The organism is Saccharospirillum alexandrii, assembly GCF_004000275.1.
Taxonomy (GTDB): domain Bacteria; phylum Pseudomonadota; class Gammaproteobacteria; order Pseudomonadales; family Natronospirillaceae; genus Saccharospirillum; species Saccharospirillum alexandrii.
This window is the reverse complement of record NZ_RCIP01000001.1, coordinates 775566-793779: the sequence shown is the minus strand read 5'-3', so window position 1 is coordinate 793779 and position 18214 is coordinate 775566. Positions and strand designations below refer to the sequence as shown.

Below are 18214 nucleotides of genomic sequence, written 5' to 3'. Positions count from 1 at the left end.
CACTCAGGCCGCTTGGTGCGGCCTGAGTGTTCAGCCGGTTTTATCGAGATCGTGCTCTTCAAAGTAGGCCGCCATGAAATCAACAAAGGCGCGGCTTTTTGCTGAAAGGTAGCGATTCTCCGGGTACACCACATGAATGGTGCGACTGGGGAAGATGATTTCCGGAAGCAGATGCACCATTTTCCCGCTCGCCAGTTCGTCACGCACCATATAATAGGGCAGGGCCGTGATGCCCATGTCGTTCATGGTCGCTTCGCACAACGTATCGAGATCGTTCACGGTAAAACGCCGGTCCTTGTTTTGCAGGCCAGCTTCCTTCAGAAACCGTTTGATCCAGCGCGGTTCGGCAAAGTCGATCCCCGAGACCATCAGGATATGGTGCTCGTAGAGGTCACCGAGCTTCTTCGGATGGCCGTGTTCATCGAGGTATTTGCGGGTGCCGGTGAGGATGACTTTCTGCTTGGCCACGGGCCGGGCTACCAGGCGGCTGTCTTGCAGTGACCCAAGGTGAATGGCCAGGTCAATCCCTTCACGCACCAGATCAAGCCCCTTGTCGGCCAGAATCAGATCGAAATTCACATTGGGGTACTGTTCCAGAAATTTGGAGAAGATCTTCATCAGCATCGACCGGCCAAAGGTCGGTGTGGCCGTGATCCGCAGGGTGCCGCGGGGTGAGGTCTCCAGGTCTTTAACCATATGCTCGGCTTCTTCGAGGTCTTCGAGAATGCGGCTGCAGCGATTAAAGAAAAGCTGACCAGCCTCAGTAGGGCTGACCGAGCGTGTGGTCCGGTTCAGTAACCGGACACCGAGTTTGTCTTCCAGCAAGCTGATCTGCTTGCTCACCGCCGAGGGTGTCAGGCCCAGTTGATGGGCGGCGTTGGTGAAGTTGTTGGCTTTCACGACGGTGGTAAAAATGATCAGTGAGTCGAGTCGCGCCATGGCATTACCCTGCTTGGTTTCATGAAACGGTGTCAAAACGCCTTATTAGCGAGCTGAAACTGATAATAATCGGACTCTATCAATAATCCAACTGTATTGATGATTAAATTTTGATAATCGTTTGGCATTTTTCCGGCCGCGGTTACACGGGCTTGCAAACCGTTACCCAATGATTCAATTATCGGGCGCAAGTCGTTAAAGATCTCTGGATTCAGGCCGCTAACGCCCTTGAGCCGCCGTATACATTCACCGCGTTACCGAAATGCAGGGGAACATTATGAACAGCGCCATTGGTCAATGGAGTCCGCTACCGCAATCATTGCCGACCCAGAACCGGCCATCACAAGAGGGTAATCCGTCTGCCCGTGCCGGCTTTGACGGCCCTGGGCGAGGTGTTGGCCAGGGGCTGACGACGGCACCGGGCCAGAATCGCGGTGTTGAACGTGCGGACCAGGCGGCTTCGGCGTCGGGCAAGGCATTTGATGTCGATGGTCTGGTCAAAAACCTGTGGAGCTTTATGCAAGGGCGGCTGGCACAGGCTGAGGCCTCGGGTGCCTCCGACGCTGAGATGGAAAAAATGTGGCAGGCGGCTGAAAAGGGCCTGAAACAGGGGTTTGGTGAAGCGCGTGATGCGCTCCAGGCCATGAACAAGATGAACGATGGCCTGGAGGCCAAAATCGACAGTGCCTATCAGGGGTTGGCCGATATTCTGGAATCCCGCGATCTGTCGGCGAAAGCTCCGGTGGCCGAGACGCCAGACAATGAAACGGTTGCCACGGAAAACCGGCGCATCAGCGTTTACCAGTATCAGGAGCAATCGTTCTCTCTCAACCTGAAAACCCTAGAGGGCGACTCGATTCGTATTCAGGTTCGGAACACCGAAGAGGCCGGGGCCGACTTTCAGCGCAATCAGAGTGGTGAATCGCTGAGCTGGGGGCGCACCAACAGCAATGATTTTCAGCTGGTGATTGAAGGCGACTTGAACGAAACCGAGCGAGCCGATCTGAACGCCTTACTGGCCGATGTTAACGAACTGGCTAACGAGTTTTATGACGGTGATATGGCGCTGGCCTGGGAGCAGGCGCAAGCGCTGAGCATTGACGGAACCAGCCTGGCTTCGATGGACCTGCGCATGCGGGAAGTGGAAGCCAAGGGCGTTGCAGCCTATCAGTCTGCCAGCTCGGAAGCTCAGTTGCCGCGGGGCTTGGAGTCGTTGCGCGACTACGCCCGTGACATGCTGGCAGCCCAGCAAGAGTGGCTAGACCGTTTTAACAGCCGGGATGCTCTGCCCGACACGATGAAAAACCACCCGCTGAACGATGGTCGTCTTGAAGCCTTTACCCGTTCGTTACTCGGTGGCGAGTGAACTGGCCCGGTGACCCCTGATTCATAGGTCATCACGACCGGTTCACAAAAACCGGTCGCGGTTGCTGGTATTGACTGTCTGTGGTTCTACAATGGGGGCTTATTCATTGATTGGAGCCAGATGTGTTGAACCTGACGTTGTATACAACCGATGGCTGTCACCTCTGTGATTATGCCGAGACTGTTCTGCAGGAGGTGTTGCAGGCGGAACCGGAACTGCGTTGGTCAAACGTGGACATTGCCAGTCAGGATGAACTGATCGAGCGGTATGGCATTCGAATTCCGGTGATCAGGCTTGAAGGCGCTGATTACGACCTTGGCTGGCCATTTTCCGCTGACGATGTCATCCACTACCTCGCTCAATTCAAAACTGAGGTCAACCCCTAGATAACCGTGGGCGCAAGTCGCTTCAGGCAGACGGATGAGTCGGTCAGATATCGTGTTAATGCTCAGGATGGGCCAAGACGTGCGGGGTGTCGGGCGTTATACTGGTCGCTTCAGTGTTTGTTTTATTTCCCGATGGAGTTGTAGATGGTCGTTAGAACCTGCTCGCTGGTGGTCGTCGCTGCCACTGTACTGGCCGGGTGTGCCAGCTTGCCCACCCCCCGCAGTGAAGCCATTCACTATGCCCTGACCACCGATGCCAGCCTGCGCGAGCTGGCCAGCCAGTGCCAGTCGCTCAGTCCCCAACTTGCATCCCAGGCAACCCAGACGCAACGCGACTGGTGGCGTCGCAACGGTGCTGCCGTCAGTGCAGCCGATTATGGGCTGTTGCAGTTGAACTGGGATCAGCAAACAGCGCCGATTGAAGATCAGCGTGCCTATCTGTCGATGCAACTCATTGAAATGGTGCAGTCAGACGCCAGCGAGCAGGTGAGCGACTGGCTGGACGACCGCCCTGAGCGCAATTGCGGGCGCGAATTGACAGCTTTTCAGGACGGTGCGCGGGACCTGAGTCGCAATTCCGATCATTTTGAAACGCTGGTGACTTTACAAAATGACGAAAAACAGCAAATGGCCGATGTGGATCAGGCGAGGGTTATCAATGCCCGCTATCGCCGCTACGGCCGGTCTCTGTTTGTGGTCGAGCAAAAACTTCAGGCACAGGGGTGTAACCAGCCTCAGGTTTCCATTCTGCGCAACGAATGGCCGCTGGAAGTCTATGATGCCGTGTGCAGCGACAGCAGTTATGTGCTGATGCAATGTGAGTGGGGCCGTTGCGATACGCTTCGATGAATCACTAATGCCGTATGAAGGTGATCGTTCACAGCGCACAATGCCGTGGCGAGCAATACTTGGGGTAACAGTCGGTGCGTTGCTTCTCACTGCGTTAACGTTTGGGTTCCGGGCGCACTATCTGGGCTGGTTTGGTGAGTCGGTCACTGATGTCGCAGCCTGGGGTGGTGACTGGCAGGCATGGCTCGATGAGCAGCCACTGGAGCACCCGGCCCTGGTCCATCTGATGCCCGAAGGGTGTCTGTGCCGGTTTTTCACCGGCCAGCATGCCGCTGACCTCAGCAACCGCGCCGGGGCGTTGGGCTACCACCGCTACCAGGCAGGTGAAGCATTTTTACGTCCCGACCTGGCGGCCCCCCTGGAACCCGCGTATTTTCCCGATTCACCCGGTCCAATGTTGGCTCTGACCGATGCTGATGGTCAGATCCGTTATCTCGGCCCCTACAGCGATGGCTTGCGGTGCACTGCAGCCAACAGTCTGGTGGATGACTGGTTACCCTTGTCTCGCGCAGGCCGGGTCTTGCAGGTGGATGCCAACAGTTGCCGGTGTGCCAGCTTCGTGGCCGGTAGGTAATTATCGTTTTTTAGCTCTAGCTCTACTAAACTGAGCCGATACATCAAACAGGTTGTTGAAAAAGGCATGAGGCCTTTTTCAGAACACGAGAAGCGAAAATCACGACGTCCGCTACTCTAACAATATCAATGGCGCCACAGTCGTCGATATGGCCGGAACATCCTTGTTTCGGTAGTGGGCGACCGAAATTCTACGAATTTCAACAGCTTGCTAATTTTTAATCGCAGTCAATGAGCCGGGAGAGTCGGATGGCGGGTGTACTCAGCAGTGTCGATAGTCGCACCAACCTGGTTGGGCAAAACCGTCTTGAAATTCTGATGTTTCGCCTGAATGGGCAGCAGACTTACGCGATCAACGTGTTCAAGGTTCAAGAAGTGATGGCGTTGCCCAAAGTCACTCGCATGCCTCAGCGTCATCGGGCTGTAATTGGTGTAGTGTACCTGCGCGGCCGCGCCATTCCGGTCATGGACCTGAGTCTTGCCATTGGCATGCGGGCTACCCCGGAAACTGAAGACTCGACCATCATTGTCACCGAGTACAACAGCACGGTTCAGGCGTTCCTGGTCGGCCAGATTGATCGTATCGTCAACCTGAACTGGGAGGAGATTCTACCGCCGCCGTCCGGGGCTGGGCGCCATCACTATTTAACCGCCATTACCCACCACGAAGACCGCATTGTCGAAATCATTGATGTGGAGAAGGTGCTGGCTGAAATTGCACCGATGGATGCTCGCCTGCCCGATGAAATCATGCAGGGCGACTTTGTCGCCAAAGCTCAGGGTCGTGAAATCGTCATGGTCGACGATTCCCACACGGCGCTGACCCAGGCATCGTCAACCTTCGAATCATTGGGGTTGATTGTGCACCGGGCGATGGATGGTGTAGAGGGTCTGGCTCTGTTGCGCCGGTTGGCGGATGAAACTGACACGCCGTTGGAAAAGCGGCTGCTGATGCTGGTAACCGATGCCGAAATGCCACGCATGGACGGCTATCGGATGACCACGGAAATTCGCAGCGACCCGAAGCTGAAAAATCTTTATATCGCGCTGCACACTTCTCTGAGTGGGCAATTCAACAAGGCCATGGTGGAAAAAGTCGGCTGTGATGCCTTTTTGTCGAAGTTTCACCCGGAACAACTGGCCAACCTGGTGAAGGAGCGCATCGAAGCACTGGAAGACTGAGGCCGTCTCTGCTCCAATAGCCGATTCAATGTCGGGGAGCAGGGTGCATGTCTTATCAGGTGTCAGTCAGGGAGCTTTGGATTTATCCGGTCAAGTCATTGGCCGGCCTTCAGGTAGATTCCCTCAGTTTTGATAACAACGGCCCGGTCGGGGATCGTCGCTGGATGCTGGTCGACGAGCGTGGCCGTTTTGTGACCCAGCGCAGTCAGATGTCGATGGCGCTGTATCGTCTGGCTCAGGTTGACGGCCGCATTCAGATTACCTCACCCAGGGGGCGCACCCTCCTGTTGCCTGTCCCAGAATCGTCGCAGGTATATCCGGAAATCACGGTCACCGTCTGGAAGGACGAACTGATCGGCTATGAAGTAGACACCACAGCGTCGGAGTGGTTTTCCGAACAGCTGGGTATGTCCGTGCGACTGGTTTGGCTGGGCGACGCCAGTGAGCGTCGGGTTCCCGACGCGCAGGCCAGTGATGACGAGCGCGTGGGCTTTGCCGATGGGTATCCGTTACTGGTGTGCAATCAGGCCAGTCTAGACGGGCTGGTTGACACTACGGGTCTGGACCTCGAACAGCGCCGTTTCAGGCCCAATGTGGTGGTCGACGGTCTACCGGCGGGTCAGGAGCTCGCACTCGGCGAATGGCACTTTGGCGCCGGCAAACTGGCCTTGCTGAAGGTGTGCGAACGCTGCAACATTCCAGCGATTGATCCGGAGACCGGAGCCTATGAAAAAGCGACAGCAGCACTGCTGAAATCAGCCTGTCGCTTCGACGGCCGCACCGTCTTTGGCGTCAATGCGGTAGCCCGGGGCCTGACCGGGCTGCGCATGGGGGATACTGGAGATTGGGTTTCGAACTAGTCGTCGAGATCCGCGACCTGATCCGGTTGCAGCCATTGCGCCAGTGTCCAGTCGATCTGGTCCCGGTTGGCATAGATCTGGGCGTAGGTCAGCACCGATTTGACGTAGCCCCTGGTTTCGTCGAAGGGGATTGATTCGATCCAGACGCTCAGATCACTGGGGTAACGCTCTTTCCACCGGTCAACCCGGGAAGGGCCGGCGTTATAGGCAGCCGTTGCGTAGACCGGATTGTCGTATCGGGCCATCATACGAGCCAGGTAACGGGTGCCAAGATCCAGATTGATCGACGGTTCCGTGATGTCAGAGTCGGCGGTCAGCCCCAAACCGTCGGTGTCTGATAAATGCTGGGCGGTGTAGGGCATCAATTGCATTAACCCCATGGCACCTGCCGACGACACTGCCCGGCTCATATAGCCGCTCTCCTGACGAATAACTCCGTAAATCCAATAGGGCGGCACCTGATGCTGCTCCGAGACCTGCGTAACAAGGTCGTTCCAGGGCGTTGGATAGCGCAAATCCAACTCGTCAAAGCGGCCGCTCCAGCCGACGGTTTGCGACGCCTTGTGATACCACTGCCATTCGGCCGCCAGGTGAGCAGCGGCAAAATGTTGCTCGGCCGACAGGGGTCTTACTTCCAGGTTCCATTCAATTTGCGCGCGTTCGAGATCACCTGCCATAAACAGCAGGCGAGCGCGCTGCAATGCCGGGCGTTGGGATAGCGCCTGTTCAATACCATTAAGCCGCAGGCTGTTCGCCGGGTTCAGGGCGGCAGGCCGACCCAGATGGCTGGCGGCCAAAAACCCATAGTAGGAGCGTTGTTGTGCGACCGCTTCAAAGCGCGTTCGGGCGGCCGCCTTTTCGTCGCTGTGATAGAGCGCTTCAGCAGACCAGTACTGCCACTGGTCGCGGTATTTGAGGGAATCGGGCAATGCATCGTACAGACCCAGCACCCCTGGCCAGTCGTTTCTGACCAGTGCCAGCTGCAACCGCCAGTGTTGCACCTCGTTCGACTGACGTCCCGGGTCGGCTATGGACAGCCAATAGTCGGCCTGCGGGAGTGCCAGTTTTGCCATGGCAATGCCCAGATGTTCTGATACCTCCCGCACTTGCGCCTGGGTGAAAGAGGGCGTGCTGCGAATCAGGGCAACCCAGAGGTTCGATGTGCTCTCGGGCTTCAGGTAGGCCATACGGTCTACTGCGGCCAGTGCCAGCTCACGATGCCAGGCTTTATCCGGGTGGTAGAGTTGGGAGGCAATGCGCGTCGGGTCGTTGTAGACCTCAACCAGCCAGTCACCGCGGGCTTGCCAGTCAGGGTCGGTGTAGCGGGTATTCAAGTACTGGATCAGGCCGCCACTGCGCGCGGAAAACGCCAGCAACTGGCGCTGCCAGACCAGTTCATTGAACTCGTCGAGCTCGGTCAGGCGGTCCAGGAAGGGGCTGCAAGCATCGGCCAGGCCGCGACCAACGAGCCAGGTTGATTTGATTTCCTCAATTGGGATGGTTTCCCCCAGTGCTTCCCTTGCGCGCAATGGCTGGCAATCGGCTCCCGCACTGCCACTGGCGGCCAGATAATTCAGGTAAGGGGACCAGGCTTCACGCCGAGCCAGCTCATTCGACCAGGCGCTGCGGGTTGTCCAGGCGGCTGGCTGATGCTCCGGCGTTGTCAGAAAAGCCTGAAACCAGGCTGCATCGGTACGTTCAAGGTTGTGCTCTACCCAGTGAGTGGCCAGATGAGGGTAGAGGGGATGATCTTTGCGGTCTTGCAATTGCTCGAAGGTAAAGGCGTTGTTCTCGATCTGATGCAGCCAGGTAGCGTAGTCACGGGCGACGTCAGCGAGCTCGGTTTCGGCGTAGAGGTGAGTGCCGTAAGCCAGACTGAATCCAACAATCAGTATGCAATAAAACCGGTTTCGCATGCGATCAATAGCCTTTACAGAGGATGTGTCGGATAGGGCCTGCAAGCAATAATGCCTATCGCTAAAGGCTAACCAAACCCATGGGTAACGCAAGGTGTGGAGTGTAAAGGGCGGGGAGAGCGTCAAGAAAAACCCCGGTCAGTGCCGGGGTTGGGTGTGTCGTTTAATCAGGCGTCGGTCTCGCGCACTCTGACTTTACGCCGTGAGGATGGCAATAACCGGCCCAGTCTCTGCTTCAGGTTTCCGCCAAAGTCTCTCGCCCGTTCAATCAGTATTAGCATGGCGGGCGTGAAGATCAACGTCAGAATGGTCGCAAAGATCAGCCCCCCGGCAATGGTGGTCGACAATTGAGTCCACCATTGTGACGACGGTGCACCAACCGACCATTGGCGGTCGAACAGATCGATGGTTAGCTGGTACACCATCGGCAGCAGACCCAGAATAGTGGTGATGGTAGTCAGCAACACCGGGCGTAAACGCTGGGCGCAGGTTGTCAGCGCTGCGTCGATGGGCGGTACACCCTGAGAGCGGATCAGATTGTAGGTATCAATCAGAACGATGTTGTTGTTCACCACAATGCCCGCCAGGGCAATAATCCCGACTCCGCTCATCACCACACCAAAGCTTGAGCCGGTGATGATGATTCCGACCATCACGCCTACTGTCGACAATAGAATGGCGGTTAGAATCAATGCCGTTTGCATGAAGCTGTTGAACTGGGTGACCAGGATGATGATCATGATGAAGATGGCGACACCAAAGGCATTGCCGAGAAACGCCATCGTTTCGGCTTGCTCTTCCTGGTCTCCAACAAAGCGGTAGGAGACAACGGATGGCAGTTCGCCCGAATCGTAGGCAGCCTCGAGCTGCTCTTCAATGGCCGCAATGACCGTGCCGACGGGTACACCGGGGTTCACGTTCGCTTCAATGTTCAGGGTCAATTTGCCATCAGTACGGAAAATGTCGCCTTGCTTGTTCTGGGCTGTTCGCGTGATGAAGTTGCTGATCGGTACCTGCTCGCCACGCGAAGTCACCGTCAGCCGGTCAATCTGATCAAGCTCGCGGCCATCGAAAGGATACCGTATGCGGATGTCCAGCTCGTCGTCGGCATCGTTGGGTCGATAGCTGCCCACGTTAAGACCGTTGGTGATCATCTGAATCGACGAGCCTACGGTGCCGAGATCCACGCCAAATCGACTGGCTTGCTCACGATCGACCTCTACCAGCCATTCCAGCCCGGGCAGTGGGCGATTATCACTGACGTCCTGAATGCGTTCATCCTGACGAATTTGGTTGACCACCTGTTCCACTGTTGCGTACAGGGCATCGGAGTTGTCGGAGAAGAATTGCAGCTGAATGTCGATGCCGGTCGTGGGGCCCATTTGAGCTTGCTGGGCTTCGACGACGATCCCGGGAATGTCCGACGCCACGGCAACTGCATTGTTCATCACCGTTTCCGAGCCTGGACGGAGAGTCCAGTCAACAAACTCAAGCATCAAGACACCAATGGCGTCTTCTGCATAATCGCGCATGGGTATGGCGGTAACTTTGGAGGTCACGGTTTTGATGGCGCTTTGTTCGACCAGCCGCTCCTCTACCTGGCGTACCAGCACATTGCGTTCTTGCAGCGACAAATTACCGCGTGCTCGAACCACTACGCTGCCAAAGTTTGAATCCACTTCGGGAAAGAACTCGACATTGGTAGAGCGTGCGGCAAACAGCGAGATAATGACCGCGATGATAAATGCAATGAGCAGCAGAGCCAACCAGGGGCGAACAAGCAGCGGTTTCAGAAACCGGATGTACACACCCAGTCCACCGCGAATGTCGTCCAGTTTGCCATGATCAATGGCGTCCATCGCCAACCGTTTGCTTTCCGATATCCGAGCTGGTTTGCCAAATAAGGTGCCAAACGCCGGAACGGCGATCAGAGCCATGACCAGAGAAGCGGTCAGTGTGATCAATACGGTCTTGGGCAAAAAGCCCATGAATTCGCCCGCGATACCAGGCCAAAACAGCAGAGGCATGAACACAGCGAGGGTGGTTGCGGTTGACGCCGTGATCGGCCAGGCCATCCGGGTTGCGGCTTCCCGGTAAGCGCTGCGCCGATGCGCGCCTTCAGACATACGCCGGTCCGCGTATTCGGTCACCACAATGGCGCCGTCGACCAGCATTCCGACGCTGAGTATCAATGCGAACAAGACAACAATGTTCAACGTAATCCCGAGCATGTTGAGCACCAGAATGGCGGCCAGGAAGCTCGATGGTATGGCAAGGCCGACCAGAATGGCGCTGCGCACGCCCAGCGCCCAAACAATCACGACAAATACCAGCAACGTTGCCAGCAAGACTGAGTTGAACAGATCATCAAGTTGCTGAATGACTTCAACCGACTGATCCTGGGTGTAGGTCACACGAATGCCTTCAGGCCAGTTTGGCTGTATCTCTTCAATCACTGCCTTAACTTGCGCGATGGTATCAATGATATTCTCACCCGCGCGCTTGGTGACTTCGAGGGTAACAGCAGGCTGGCCGTTGACCCGGGAAATATTGTCGGCGTCTTTGTAGGTGCGCTGTCCAACAGCAATGTCGCGGAACTGGACCACTGTGTCACCATCAACCTTGACCGGCAGGTTTAGGATCTCGTCTTCGGTCTCAATCAGGCCCGGTACCTTGACGGAAAAGCGGCCTGCACCGGTATCCAAATTGCCGGCAGCAATCAGTTGGTTGTTGCGACTGACCAGTTGCGCCAGTTCACCGTGTGAGATGTTGTAGCTGGCCATCAACGCCGGATCGATAATGATTTCGGCGACTTCTTCTCGCTTGCCGCTGATGGGCGATTCAAGAACACCACGAACTGCCTCTATGCGGTCTTTCAGGTCTTCAGCGACACTGAACAGGATGCGTTCATCGACACTGCCAGACAGTGATACGTTGATTACGGGAAACAGAGACAGATTTATCTCTTGTACAGACGGATCGTCGGCTTCTCCCGGCAGGTTGCTCTTGGCCTTGTCGACGCGGTCGCGCACATCGGTTAGGGCTTCGTCAATGTCGACACCGATATCGAACTCAAGCGTCAGGGTGGCGCGACCCTCACTGGCCGTGCTGACCAGCTCTTTCATGCCCTCCAGGCCTTGTAACTCCTGTTCAAGCGGCTGAACCAGCAGTCTATCGGCGTCTTCCGGTGAAATGCCTTCCAGGCCGGTACCCACGTAAACATAGGGGATGGTAATGTCCGGTGAGGCTTCTTTCGGGATGGTTTGTAAGGCAACCAGACCGGCAATAAAAATCAGAGCGAAAAACAGCAGTACCGTCCGAACCCGGTTCAGCGCTGCGTGGATGATGCTGAGCATGGTGTTCTCCTGTTACAGGCCCGCAGCCAGATTGTCTTCCTTCCCGACCATAACGGGGTCGACCTGCTCGCCGATGTTCACAAAGCCCTGGCCAACCACGATCAACCGGGCCTGATCCGGAATACCGGATACCCAGACACCGCCGGTATCGGACCTGACGATGGTTAGCTCGCTGAATTGTACGGTGTCGTCTGCGGCCAGTGTTTTCACCCCCAGTTTGCCGGCTTCATTGATGTTGAGCAGGGCAGGGCTGATGTAGTGTGCTGGCAGCTGGTCAAGCTGAACCACGGCAGTTGCGGTGGCGCCTGCCACTTGCTTGGGGCTGTCTTCGACCACAATTTCGACTTCAAACGTACGGGTTGCCGGGTTGGCAACGGCGCCGATGTAATCGATGGTTCCATTCATGGTCTCGCCGGTCAGCAAGGTCACGCTGGCCTGCTGGCCAAGACGCAGCGGGCCAACATCGGCTTCGGGAACATTGCCGATGACTTTCAGTTCCGAGAAATCATAGAGCTCAGCGATGGCATCGCCTGGACGAACGTAGGTACCAATCTCAATCGCACTGCTGTCCATTACGCCGGCAAAGGGTGCTCTGATCGCGGTGTTGGCCAATGAGCGTTCCAGAGACTCGAGCTCGGCCCGCGCCTGTTCATACTGGGTCAGGGCGGCAGCGGCCTGCGCCCGGTTTTGCAGCCCTTCATTGCGCAGACGCTGGGCGCCTTCGTATTCAAGGCGGGTTTGCTCCTGGTAGGCTCTTGCCTGGCGCAACCGGGCCTCGAGATCCTGAGGATCGAGCCGGGCGATGACTTCATTCGCTGCAACCCGGTCGCCTTTGGATTTGAGCACTTCAATAACACGCCCCGTCGCTTCGCTGGTGACCGACACGGTTCGGGCCGGTTGAGTGACGCCGTTGAGTTCCAGCGTACGGCGCACCGATGATTCGTTCAGCACGGTTGCCTGCACTTTTGGCACCAGGCTGCGCTCTGCCGGTGTTTCTTCTGGTGTTTCGGCCGCTACCTCGTCACTGTTGCCGGTATAAAGCCAGGCCCCCGCGCCAATCACCATGAGAACTGCGATAATAGGGCCGGTTGGAATATGTTTTGCCACGAATGTATACCTCTGGGAAAATCTCGCCCACCATAGAAGAGTGCGTAATGCCCGGACAGTGCCAAAAGTAAGTCGGCACTGCCTGGGGCGCTACTCTACGTCCCTACTGCTAATAAGGATCATGAATGAGTCTGGTTGTGTTTGACCGCGTCACCTTTGCGCTGGGCGCTGCGCCGTTGCTTGACGAGGCATCGCTTATTATAGAGCCAGGTGAGCGTCTTTGTCTGGTAGGCAAGAACGGTGCCGGAAAATCGACGCTGTTGAGTTTGCTGAATGGGCAGCGCACCCCCGATGATGGCCAGATTCGGGTTCGCCAGGGCGTCACCCTGGCGCAGTTGCAACAAGATCTGCCCGAAGGAGATGACCGGCTGGTCAGTGACGTTGTGCTTGAAGGCCTGGGTGAGCTGGGGCGTGCGCTCGCAGCTTACGATCATGAAAGCCTGCAGCCCGAACCGAATTTGTCGCGGCTGGAATCATTGCAACACACGATTGAGCTCGGTGATGGCTGGCAAATACACGCAACCCTGGCTGCCGTACTGACCCGGCTGAAACTGGATGGCGACGTTGCTTTCAAAACACTCTCCGGCGGCTGGCGCCGGCGCGTGTTGCTGGCCAGGGCGCTGATCAGCCGACCCGATATTCTGATTCTCGACGAACCGACGAACCACCTTGATATCGCCATGGTGGAATGGCTTGAAGGTTTCCTGCTCGATTATCCGGGCGCCATTGTCTTCGTGTCGCACGACCGGCGGTTTATCGATCGGGTGGCTACCCGCATTGTCGAGCTGGATCGGGGGCACCTGAATACCTTTCCAGCCCCCTACGATGCCTATTTGGAAGCCAAGGATGCCCGTTTGGCCGAAGAAGAGATTCATCGTCGTCACATGGATAAAAAGCTGGCAGATGAAGAAGTGTGGATCCGCCAGGGCATCAAGGCGCGCCGTACCCGTAACGAAGGCCGGGTTAGGGCCTTGCAGGCGCTGCGCAAGGAGGTCAGCCAGCGGCGTGGCCAGACCGGTCAGAGCGACTTTGAAATCGAAGCGGCCGATCGCAGTGGCAAACAGGTTGTCGTACTTGAGCATGTCACGTTTGGCTACGGTGATAACCTGCTGATCGACAAGTTTACGGGCCTGATCAATCGCGGTGATCGCATCGCCTTGCTTGGCCCGAATGGGATCGGCAAAAGCACCCTGATCCAGTTGATGCTACAGCAGATCGAGCCGACCCGGGGCGTGGTCGAGCAGGGCACGAAGCTGGAAGTGGCCTATTTCGATCAGGCCCGGGCACGAATGGACCCGGAGAAAACGGTGATGGACGCCGTTGCAGAGGGTCGTGAATTTCTGGAGTTGGGTGGACGCCGGCGTCACGTCATCAGCTACCTGGAAGACTTTCTGTTCGCTCCGGAACGGGCCCGAATGAAGGTGAAGCAATTGTCGGGTGGGGAAACCAATCGTCTGTTGCTGGCGCGGTTGTTCAGCCAGCCGGCCAACTTTCTGGTGCTCGATGAGCCGACCAATGATCTGGACATAGAAACGCTGGAAATGCTGGTTGACCGGCTCAGTGAATTTGATGGGACTTTGTTGCTGGTCAGTCACGACCGGTATTTCATCGATCAGCTGGCGACCCGAACCTGGGCGTTTGAAGGCAATGGAGCCCTGCGTCAATACGCCGGGGGTTATGAAGACTGGAAGATGCAGGGCGGCCAGTGGCCGGATACCAGCCAGCAGACTCCAAAGGCCGCGCCCGGGCAGAAGGAAAAAGAGCCGGCCTCTGCGCCAGCCAAACCAGCGTCTAAGCCGGCCAAAAAGCTGTCGTTCAAGGAGCAGCGGGAGTTTGATCAGTTACCGGCCGACATTGAAGCGCTGGAACAGGAGATTGCCCGATTGGAACATGAGCTCAACCAACCCGGGTTTTATGAGCAACCTTCCGGCAAAACCCAGCCGGTATTAGACGCATTGACCAGGGCTCAGCAGACTCTTGAAACACGATTCGAACGCTGGGCTGAACTGGAAGAAAAACAGGGCTAAAAAAACAGGCATGGCCGGCAGGGCAATTGCCGGTCACAGCACCTTATCTGCATCGTGATGGAAACAGGACGCAGCCAATGAGTATTCGATACGAGTTTAATTTCCCCGAAGACGGGACCCAACTGGTCGTCGAGACACAGGCATCGCGGGACAGGGAGCCCGATACCAGCGCCCGTAAAAACGCAGCCTGGACCCGGCTGGACTATTGTCAGTGCTCGAATTGTCCGTTGTCCAAGAAGGACGTTGAATATTGTCCGGCAGCGGTTGATATGCAGCCTATTGTTGAAGATTTTCGCAGCCTGCCAGGGTTCAAGAAAGCCGACATTATCGTGACCACCCAGGAGCGGCAGTATCGAAAAAGTACGGGGCTGGAAGAAGGGCTGCGATCACTGATGGGCCTGGTCATGGCCAACAGCCAATGCCCGATTCTGAAAAACCTGAAGCCCATGGCCTTTACCCATTTGCCCTTTGCCACACAGGAGGAATTCATCTTCCGTGCCGTAGGTACCTATTTACTGCGGCAGTACTACAAGAGCCATGATGGGCAGGAAGGCGACTGGGATCTTGAGGGTCTTGTCTCGCTGAACCGGGAGCTGCAGATGGTTAATCAGGCCTTGTGGCAGAGAGTTCATACGGCCTGTGAAGGCGATTCGAACCTGAAAGCCCTGCTTAGCTTTTTTACGCTATCCTCCAGCGTGTCCTATTCACTGGAGAGCCAATTGCTCAAGTTGCGACCGGCGTTTATGGCAGACACGGGCAGTCTGCAACCATTTGAACAGAGGGAGTGAATCGGCATGTTTGCCAACCTAGCAATCATTGGCGCCATCCTGGTATTGGCGGGTGCCTTTATGTGGCTGAAGCCATCACCGAGGGATCGTCACCTCAATACACTGCGCACCGCGGCTATTTCGGCCGGGTTTAAGCTCGACAGCATTCGCATTCCGGATACCAGCATTGAAGGGCGACTGGCTGACAAGTCGTCGTTAATCACCCTATACCGGTTATTGCACCGGTTCGAGAAAGGTAAGGCACCGCGCTTTACCGTGCAACGTACCACCGGCGTCTCCAGTGCCTTTTTGCCTGATGGCTGGAAATGGGCCGATGAGCATCGCCCCAGTGAGGCCGTTACACAGGATTTACACGACGTGCTGGTCGGTCTGCCCGACCAGTATTTGGTACTGGATGCTCAACCGGACGGCGTGGGGCTGGTCTGGGATGAGCGGGGCAATGCCTCGGCATTACCCGCGATTCGGGAAACGCTGGAGCGCCTGATCGCACAACTCTCTGCCTGAGCGCAATAATCTTCCTTTCTGTCCGGGTCGCCGGCGTTGCCGGTTGACATCCTGTCGCCAGTGTCTATCGTATGAACCACAATCAAACAGTCGTTTGAAACTTGTGTTTGATTCAGGCAATCAGACCCGGTATTCAAACAGGGTAGACCGCGATACGGGTGGGTGTTTGGCCCTATTCGAGACAATAAACGGAGAGCTTCCATGATTTATCAGGGTAAAGGCATAACCGTCGAGGCATTGCAGAACGGCGCCGCCGAACTCATCTTCGATCTGCAGGCTGAGTCGGTCAACAAGTTCGACCAGGCTACGCTGAAAGAACTGGCTGAGGCGACCCAAGCCATCGCCGCCAGCGATGCCAAAGGGGTGTTGGTCAGCAGTGCAAAAGACAGCTTTATCGTCGGTGCGGACATTACTGAATTTCTGGAATGGTTCGATAAAGACGAAGAAGGCATCATCAGCGACATTCTGGCCGCCAACGACATTTTCAGCGCCTTTGAAGACCTGGCGATGCCCACCGTGGTGGCCATCAACGGTATGGCGCTGGGCGGTGGTTTCGAAATGTGTCTGGCGGCCGACTACCGGGTCATGTCAACCAAGGCTAAAGTGGGCCTTCCCGAAGTCAAACTCGGTATCTACCCGGGCTTTGGCGGTACAGTTCGGTTGTCGCGTGTCATTGGTGCCGATAACGCCATCGAGTGGATTGCCTCGGGCAGCGAGAAACGTCCCGATGCCGCCTTGTCGGATGGCGCTGTGGATGTCGTCAGCGAGCCCGAAGCCCTGCACGATACGGCCCTGGCATTGCTCGAACGCCTGATGTCCGGTGAAGTGGATTACCAAAATCGCCGCCAGGCCAAACAAGGCAAGCTGCAACTGAACAACATCGAAAGCATGATGGTGTTTGAAACCGCCAAGGGCTTTATTGCAGGCAAGGCCGGTCGTCATTACCCAGCGCCAGTTGAAGCGGTCAAAACCATTCAGAAGCACGCCAATTTTGACCGCGACAAGGCCATCGCCATTGAAGCGAAAGGCTTTGCCAAAATGGCCAAAACACCGGTCGCCAAGAATCTGATTGGTTTGTTTTTGAACGATCAGAAGATCAAGAAGATCGCCAAAGATCACATCAAACAGTCGAAAGACGTCAGCAAAGCGGGCGTGTTGGGTGCGGGCATCATGGGCGGTGGCATCGCCTACCAAAGTGCCAGCAAAGGCACCCCGATCATGATGAAAGACATTGCCGAGTCGGGCTTGCAACTGGGCCTCGATGAAGCCGCGAAACTGCTCAGCAAGCAGGTCGAGCGCAAGAAGCTGGACGTGCGTGGCATGGCAGACACCCTGAACCGTATTCGTCCGACGCTGTCGTACGGAGATTTTGGTGATGTTGACGTCGTTGTCGAAGCGGTCGTCGAGAACGTCAAGGTGAAGAAGGCTGTGCTTGCCGAAGCCGAAGGCCAATTGCGCGACGACGCCATTCTGGCTTCGAACACCTCCACTATTTCCATTACCGAATTGGCCACGGCTCTGAAAAAACCGGAGCAGTTCTGTGGCATGCACTTTTTTAACCCGGTGCATCGTATGCCACTGGTTGAAGTGATTCGCGGTGAAAAAACCAGCGATGAAACCATCGCAACTGTGGTCGCCTATGCACAGAAAATGGGCAAGACGCCCATTGTTGTTAACGACTGCCCGGGCTTTCTGGTAAACCGCATACTGTTTCCGTACTTCGGCGGCTTCGCCATGATGCTGCGTGACGGCGCTAACTTTGAAAACGTCGACAAAGTCATGGAAAAATTTGGCTGGCCGATGGGCCCGGCGTATTTGATGGACGTGGTCGGTATCGATACCGGCGTTCATGCCCAGGCCGTTATGGCCGACGGCTTCCCCGAGCGCATGAAGCAGGATTTCAAATCGGCCATGGATGTCATGTACGCCGAAGAGCGCTTTGGTCAGAAAAACGGCGTTGGTTTCTACCGTTATGAAACCGACAAGAAAGGCAAGCCGAAGAAAGTCTCCGATGAAAAAGCCCACGAACTGGTCGCCAGTGTGCGCACGTCCGAAAGCGAATTGTCAGAAGAGGACATCATTAACCGCCTGATGATTCCGATGTGCCTGGAGACGGTGCGTTGCCTGGAAGATGGCATCGTCAATACCGCTGCCGAAGCCGACATGGGTTTGGTATATGGCATCGGTTTCCCGCCGTTCCGCGGCGGTGCCTTGCAGTACATTGATGACATCGGCGTCGCAGCCTTTGTTGAGCTATGTGATCGCTATAAGGATCTGGGCAAGCTCTACGAGCCAACCGACAAACTGCGCGATATGGCTAAAAACGGCCAGACCTTTTACGGTTAAGACGGGAGAACAGCA

Annotated in this window: 14 protein-coding genes; 10 read left to right on the top strand and 4 right to left on the bottom strand. The window is 56.2% G+C overall.

Features of this window, described 5'->3' with window-relative positions:
* Window positions 1-30 precede the first annotated feature (30 nt).
* The gene (locus EP166_RS03745; RefSeq protein WP_127555448.1) at window positions 31-939 is read right to left on the bottom strand and encodes a LysR family transcriptional regulator; all 909 of its coding nucleotides are present in this window, start codon (window positions 937-939) and stop codon (window positions 31-33) included.
* A gap of 277 nt (window positions 940-1216) precedes the next feature.
* Between EP166_RS03745 and EP166_RS03740 the strand changes: the two genes are divergently transcribed.
* The 6 genes from EP166_RS03740 to EP166_RS03715 all read left to right on the top strand — a co-directional run bounded on the left by EP166_RS03740 (window position 1217) and on the right by EP166_RS03715 (window position 6155).
* Window positions 1217-2305 (top strand): DUF5610 domain-containing protein, encoded by a 1089-nt coding sequence (locus EP166_RS03740; protein WP_127555447.1) that lies wholly within the window; start codon window positions 1217-1219, stop codon window positions 2303-2305.
* 122 nt (window positions 2306-2427) lie between these two features.
* Window positions 2428-2691, top strand: coding sequence for a glutaredoxin family protein (locus EP166_RS03735; protein ID WP_164743796.1), 264 nt, complete (start codon window positions 2428-2430; stop codon window positions 2689-2691).
* A gap of 144 nt (window positions 2692-2835) precedes the next feature.
* On the top strand, window positions 2836-3540 hold the full coding sequence (locus tag EP166_RS03730; RefSeq protein ID WP_127555445.1) for a hypothetical protein: 705 nt from the start codon (window positions 2836-2838) through the stop codon (window positions 3538-3540).
* Between the two features lie 40 nt (window positions 3541-3580).
* Window positions 3581-4114: a DUF6436 domain-containing protein gene (locus EP166_RS03725; protein ID WP_127555444.1), complete on the top strand. Its 534-nt coding sequence runs from the start codon at window positions 3581-3583 to the stop codon at window positions 4112-4114.
* 248 nt (window positions 4115-4362) lie between these two features.
* The gene (locus EP166_RS03720; protein WP_127555443.1) at window positions 4363-5295 is read left to right on the top strand and encodes a chemotaxis protein; all 933 of its coding nucleotides are present in this window, start codon (window positions 4363-4365) and stop codon (window positions 5293-5295) included.
* Between the two features lie 47 nt (window positions 5296-5342).
* Window positions 5343-6155 (top strand): MOSC domain-containing protein, encoded by an 813-nt coding sequence (locus EP166_RS03715; RefSeq protein WP_127555442.1) that lies wholly within the window; start codon window positions 5343-5345, stop codon window positions 6153-6155.
* Here EP166_RS03715 and EP166_RS03710 read toward each other — a convergent pair.
* From EP166_RS03710 to EP166_RS03700, 3 genes are all read right to left on the bottom strand, one after another.
* Window positions 6152-8071: a lytic transglycosylase domain-containing protein gene (locus tag EP166_RS03710; protein ID WP_127555441.1), complete on the bottom strand. Its 1920-nt coding sequence runs from the start codon at window positions 8069-8071 to the stop codon at window positions 6152-6154. The two genes, EP166_RS03715 and EP166_RS03710, sit on opposite strands and share 4 nt — an antisense overlap.
* Window positions 8072-8238: 167 nt before the next feature.
* Window positions 8239-11427 carry an efflux RND transporter permease subunit gene (locus EP166_RS03705; RefSeq protein ID WP_164743795.1) on the bottom strand — a complete coding sequence of 1063 codons (3189 nt, stop codon included), beginning with the start codon at window positions 11425-11427 and terminating at the stop codon, window positions 8239-8241.
* 12 nt (window positions 11428-11439) lie between these two features.
* Window positions 11440-12534: an efflux RND transporter periplasmic adaptor subunit gene (locus EP166_RS03700; protein ID WP_127555440.1), complete on the bottom strand. Its 1095-nt coding sequence runs from the start codon at window positions 12532-12534 to the stop codon at window positions 11440-11442.
* Window positions 12535-12659: 125 nt separating this feature from the next.
* Here EP166_RS03700 and EP166_RS03695 point away from each other — a divergent pair, with 125 nt between their 5' ends.
* The 4 genes from EP166_RS03695 (at window position 12660) to fadB (ending at window position 18199) form a co-directional block, all read left to right on the top strand.
* Window positions 12660-14561, top strand: coding sequence for an ATP-binding cassette domain-containing protein (locus EP166_RS03695; protein ID WP_127555439.1), 1902 nt, complete (start codon window positions 12660-12662; stop codon window positions 14559-14561).
* 77 nt (window positions 14562-14638) lie between these two features.
* Window positions 14639-15349 (top strand): DUF6901 family protein, encoded by a 711-nt coding sequence (locus EP166_RS03690; RefSeq protein ID WP_127555438.1) that lies wholly within the window; start codon window positions 14639-14641, stop codon window positions 15347-15349.
* 6 nt (window positions 15350-15355) lie between these two features.
* Entirely contained in the window at window positions 15356-15853 is a 498-nt protein-coding gene (locus EP166_RS03685; RefSeq protein ID WP_127555437.1) for a hypothetical protein, read from the top strand.
* A gap of 201 nt (window positions 15854-16054) precedes the next feature.
* Window positions 16055-18199 (top strand): fatty acid oxidation complex subunit alpha FadB, encoded by a 2145-nt coding sequence (gene fadB / locus EP166_RS03680; protein WP_127555436.1) that lies wholly within the window; start codon window positions 16055-16057, stop codon window positions 18197-18199.
* Window positions 18200-18214: the final 15 nt, after the last annotated feature.

What these genes read in the sequence shown, in the direction of transcription:
- EP166_RS03695 (WP_127555439.1), top strand. Translation starts at nt 12,660, where the DNA reads ATGAGTCTGGTTGTGTTTGACCGCGTCACCTTTGCGCTGGGCGCTGCG.
- EP166_RS03740 (WP_127555447.1), top strand. Translation starts at nt 1,217, where the DNA reads ATGAACAGCGCCATTGGTCAATGGAGTCCGCTACCGCAATCATTGCCG.
- fadB (WP_127555436.1), top strand. Translation starts at nt 16,055, where the DNA reads ATGATTTATCAGGGTAAAGGCATAACCGTCGAGGCATTGCAGAACGGC.
- EP166_RS03730 (WP_127555445.1), top strand. Translation starts at nt 2,836, where the DNA reads ATGGTCGTTAGAACCTGCTCGCTGGTGGTCGTCGCTGCCACTGTACTG.
- EP166_RS03725 (WP_127555444.1), top strand. Translation starts at nt 3,581, where the DNA reads ATGCCGTGGCGAGCAATACTTGGGGTAACAGTCGGTGCGTTGCTTCTC.
- EP166_RS03710 (WP_127555441.1), bottom strand. Translation starts at nt 8,071, where the DNA reads ATGCGAAACCGGTTTTATTGCATACTGATTGTTGGATTCAGTCTGGCT.
- EP166_RS03745 (WP_127555448.1), bottom strand. Translation starts at nt 939, where the DNA reads ATGGCGCGACTCGACTCACTGATCATTTTTACCACCGTCGTGAAAGCC.
- EP166_RS03720 (WP_127555443.1), top strand. Translation starts at nt 4,363, where the DNA reads ATGGCGGGTGTACTCAGCAGTGTCGATAGTCGCACCAACCTGGTTGGG.
- EP166_RS03690 (WP_127555438.1), top strand. Translation starts at nt 14,639, where the DNA reads ATGAGTATTCGATACGAGTTTAATTTCCCCGAAGACGGGACCCAACTG.
- EP166_RS03715 (WP_127555442.1), top strand. Translation starts at nt 5,343, where the DNA reads ATGTCTTATCAGGTGTCAGTCAGGGAGCTTTGGATTTATCCGGTCAAG.
- EP166_RS03705 (WP_164743795.1), bottom strand. Translation starts at nt 11,427, where the DNA reads ATGCTCAGCATCATCCACGCAGCGCTGAACCGGGTTCGGACGGTACTG.
- EP166_RS03685 (WP_127555437.1), top strand. Translation starts at nt 15,356, where the DNA reads ATGTTTGCCAACCTAGCAATCATTGGCGCCATCCTGGTATTGGCGGGT.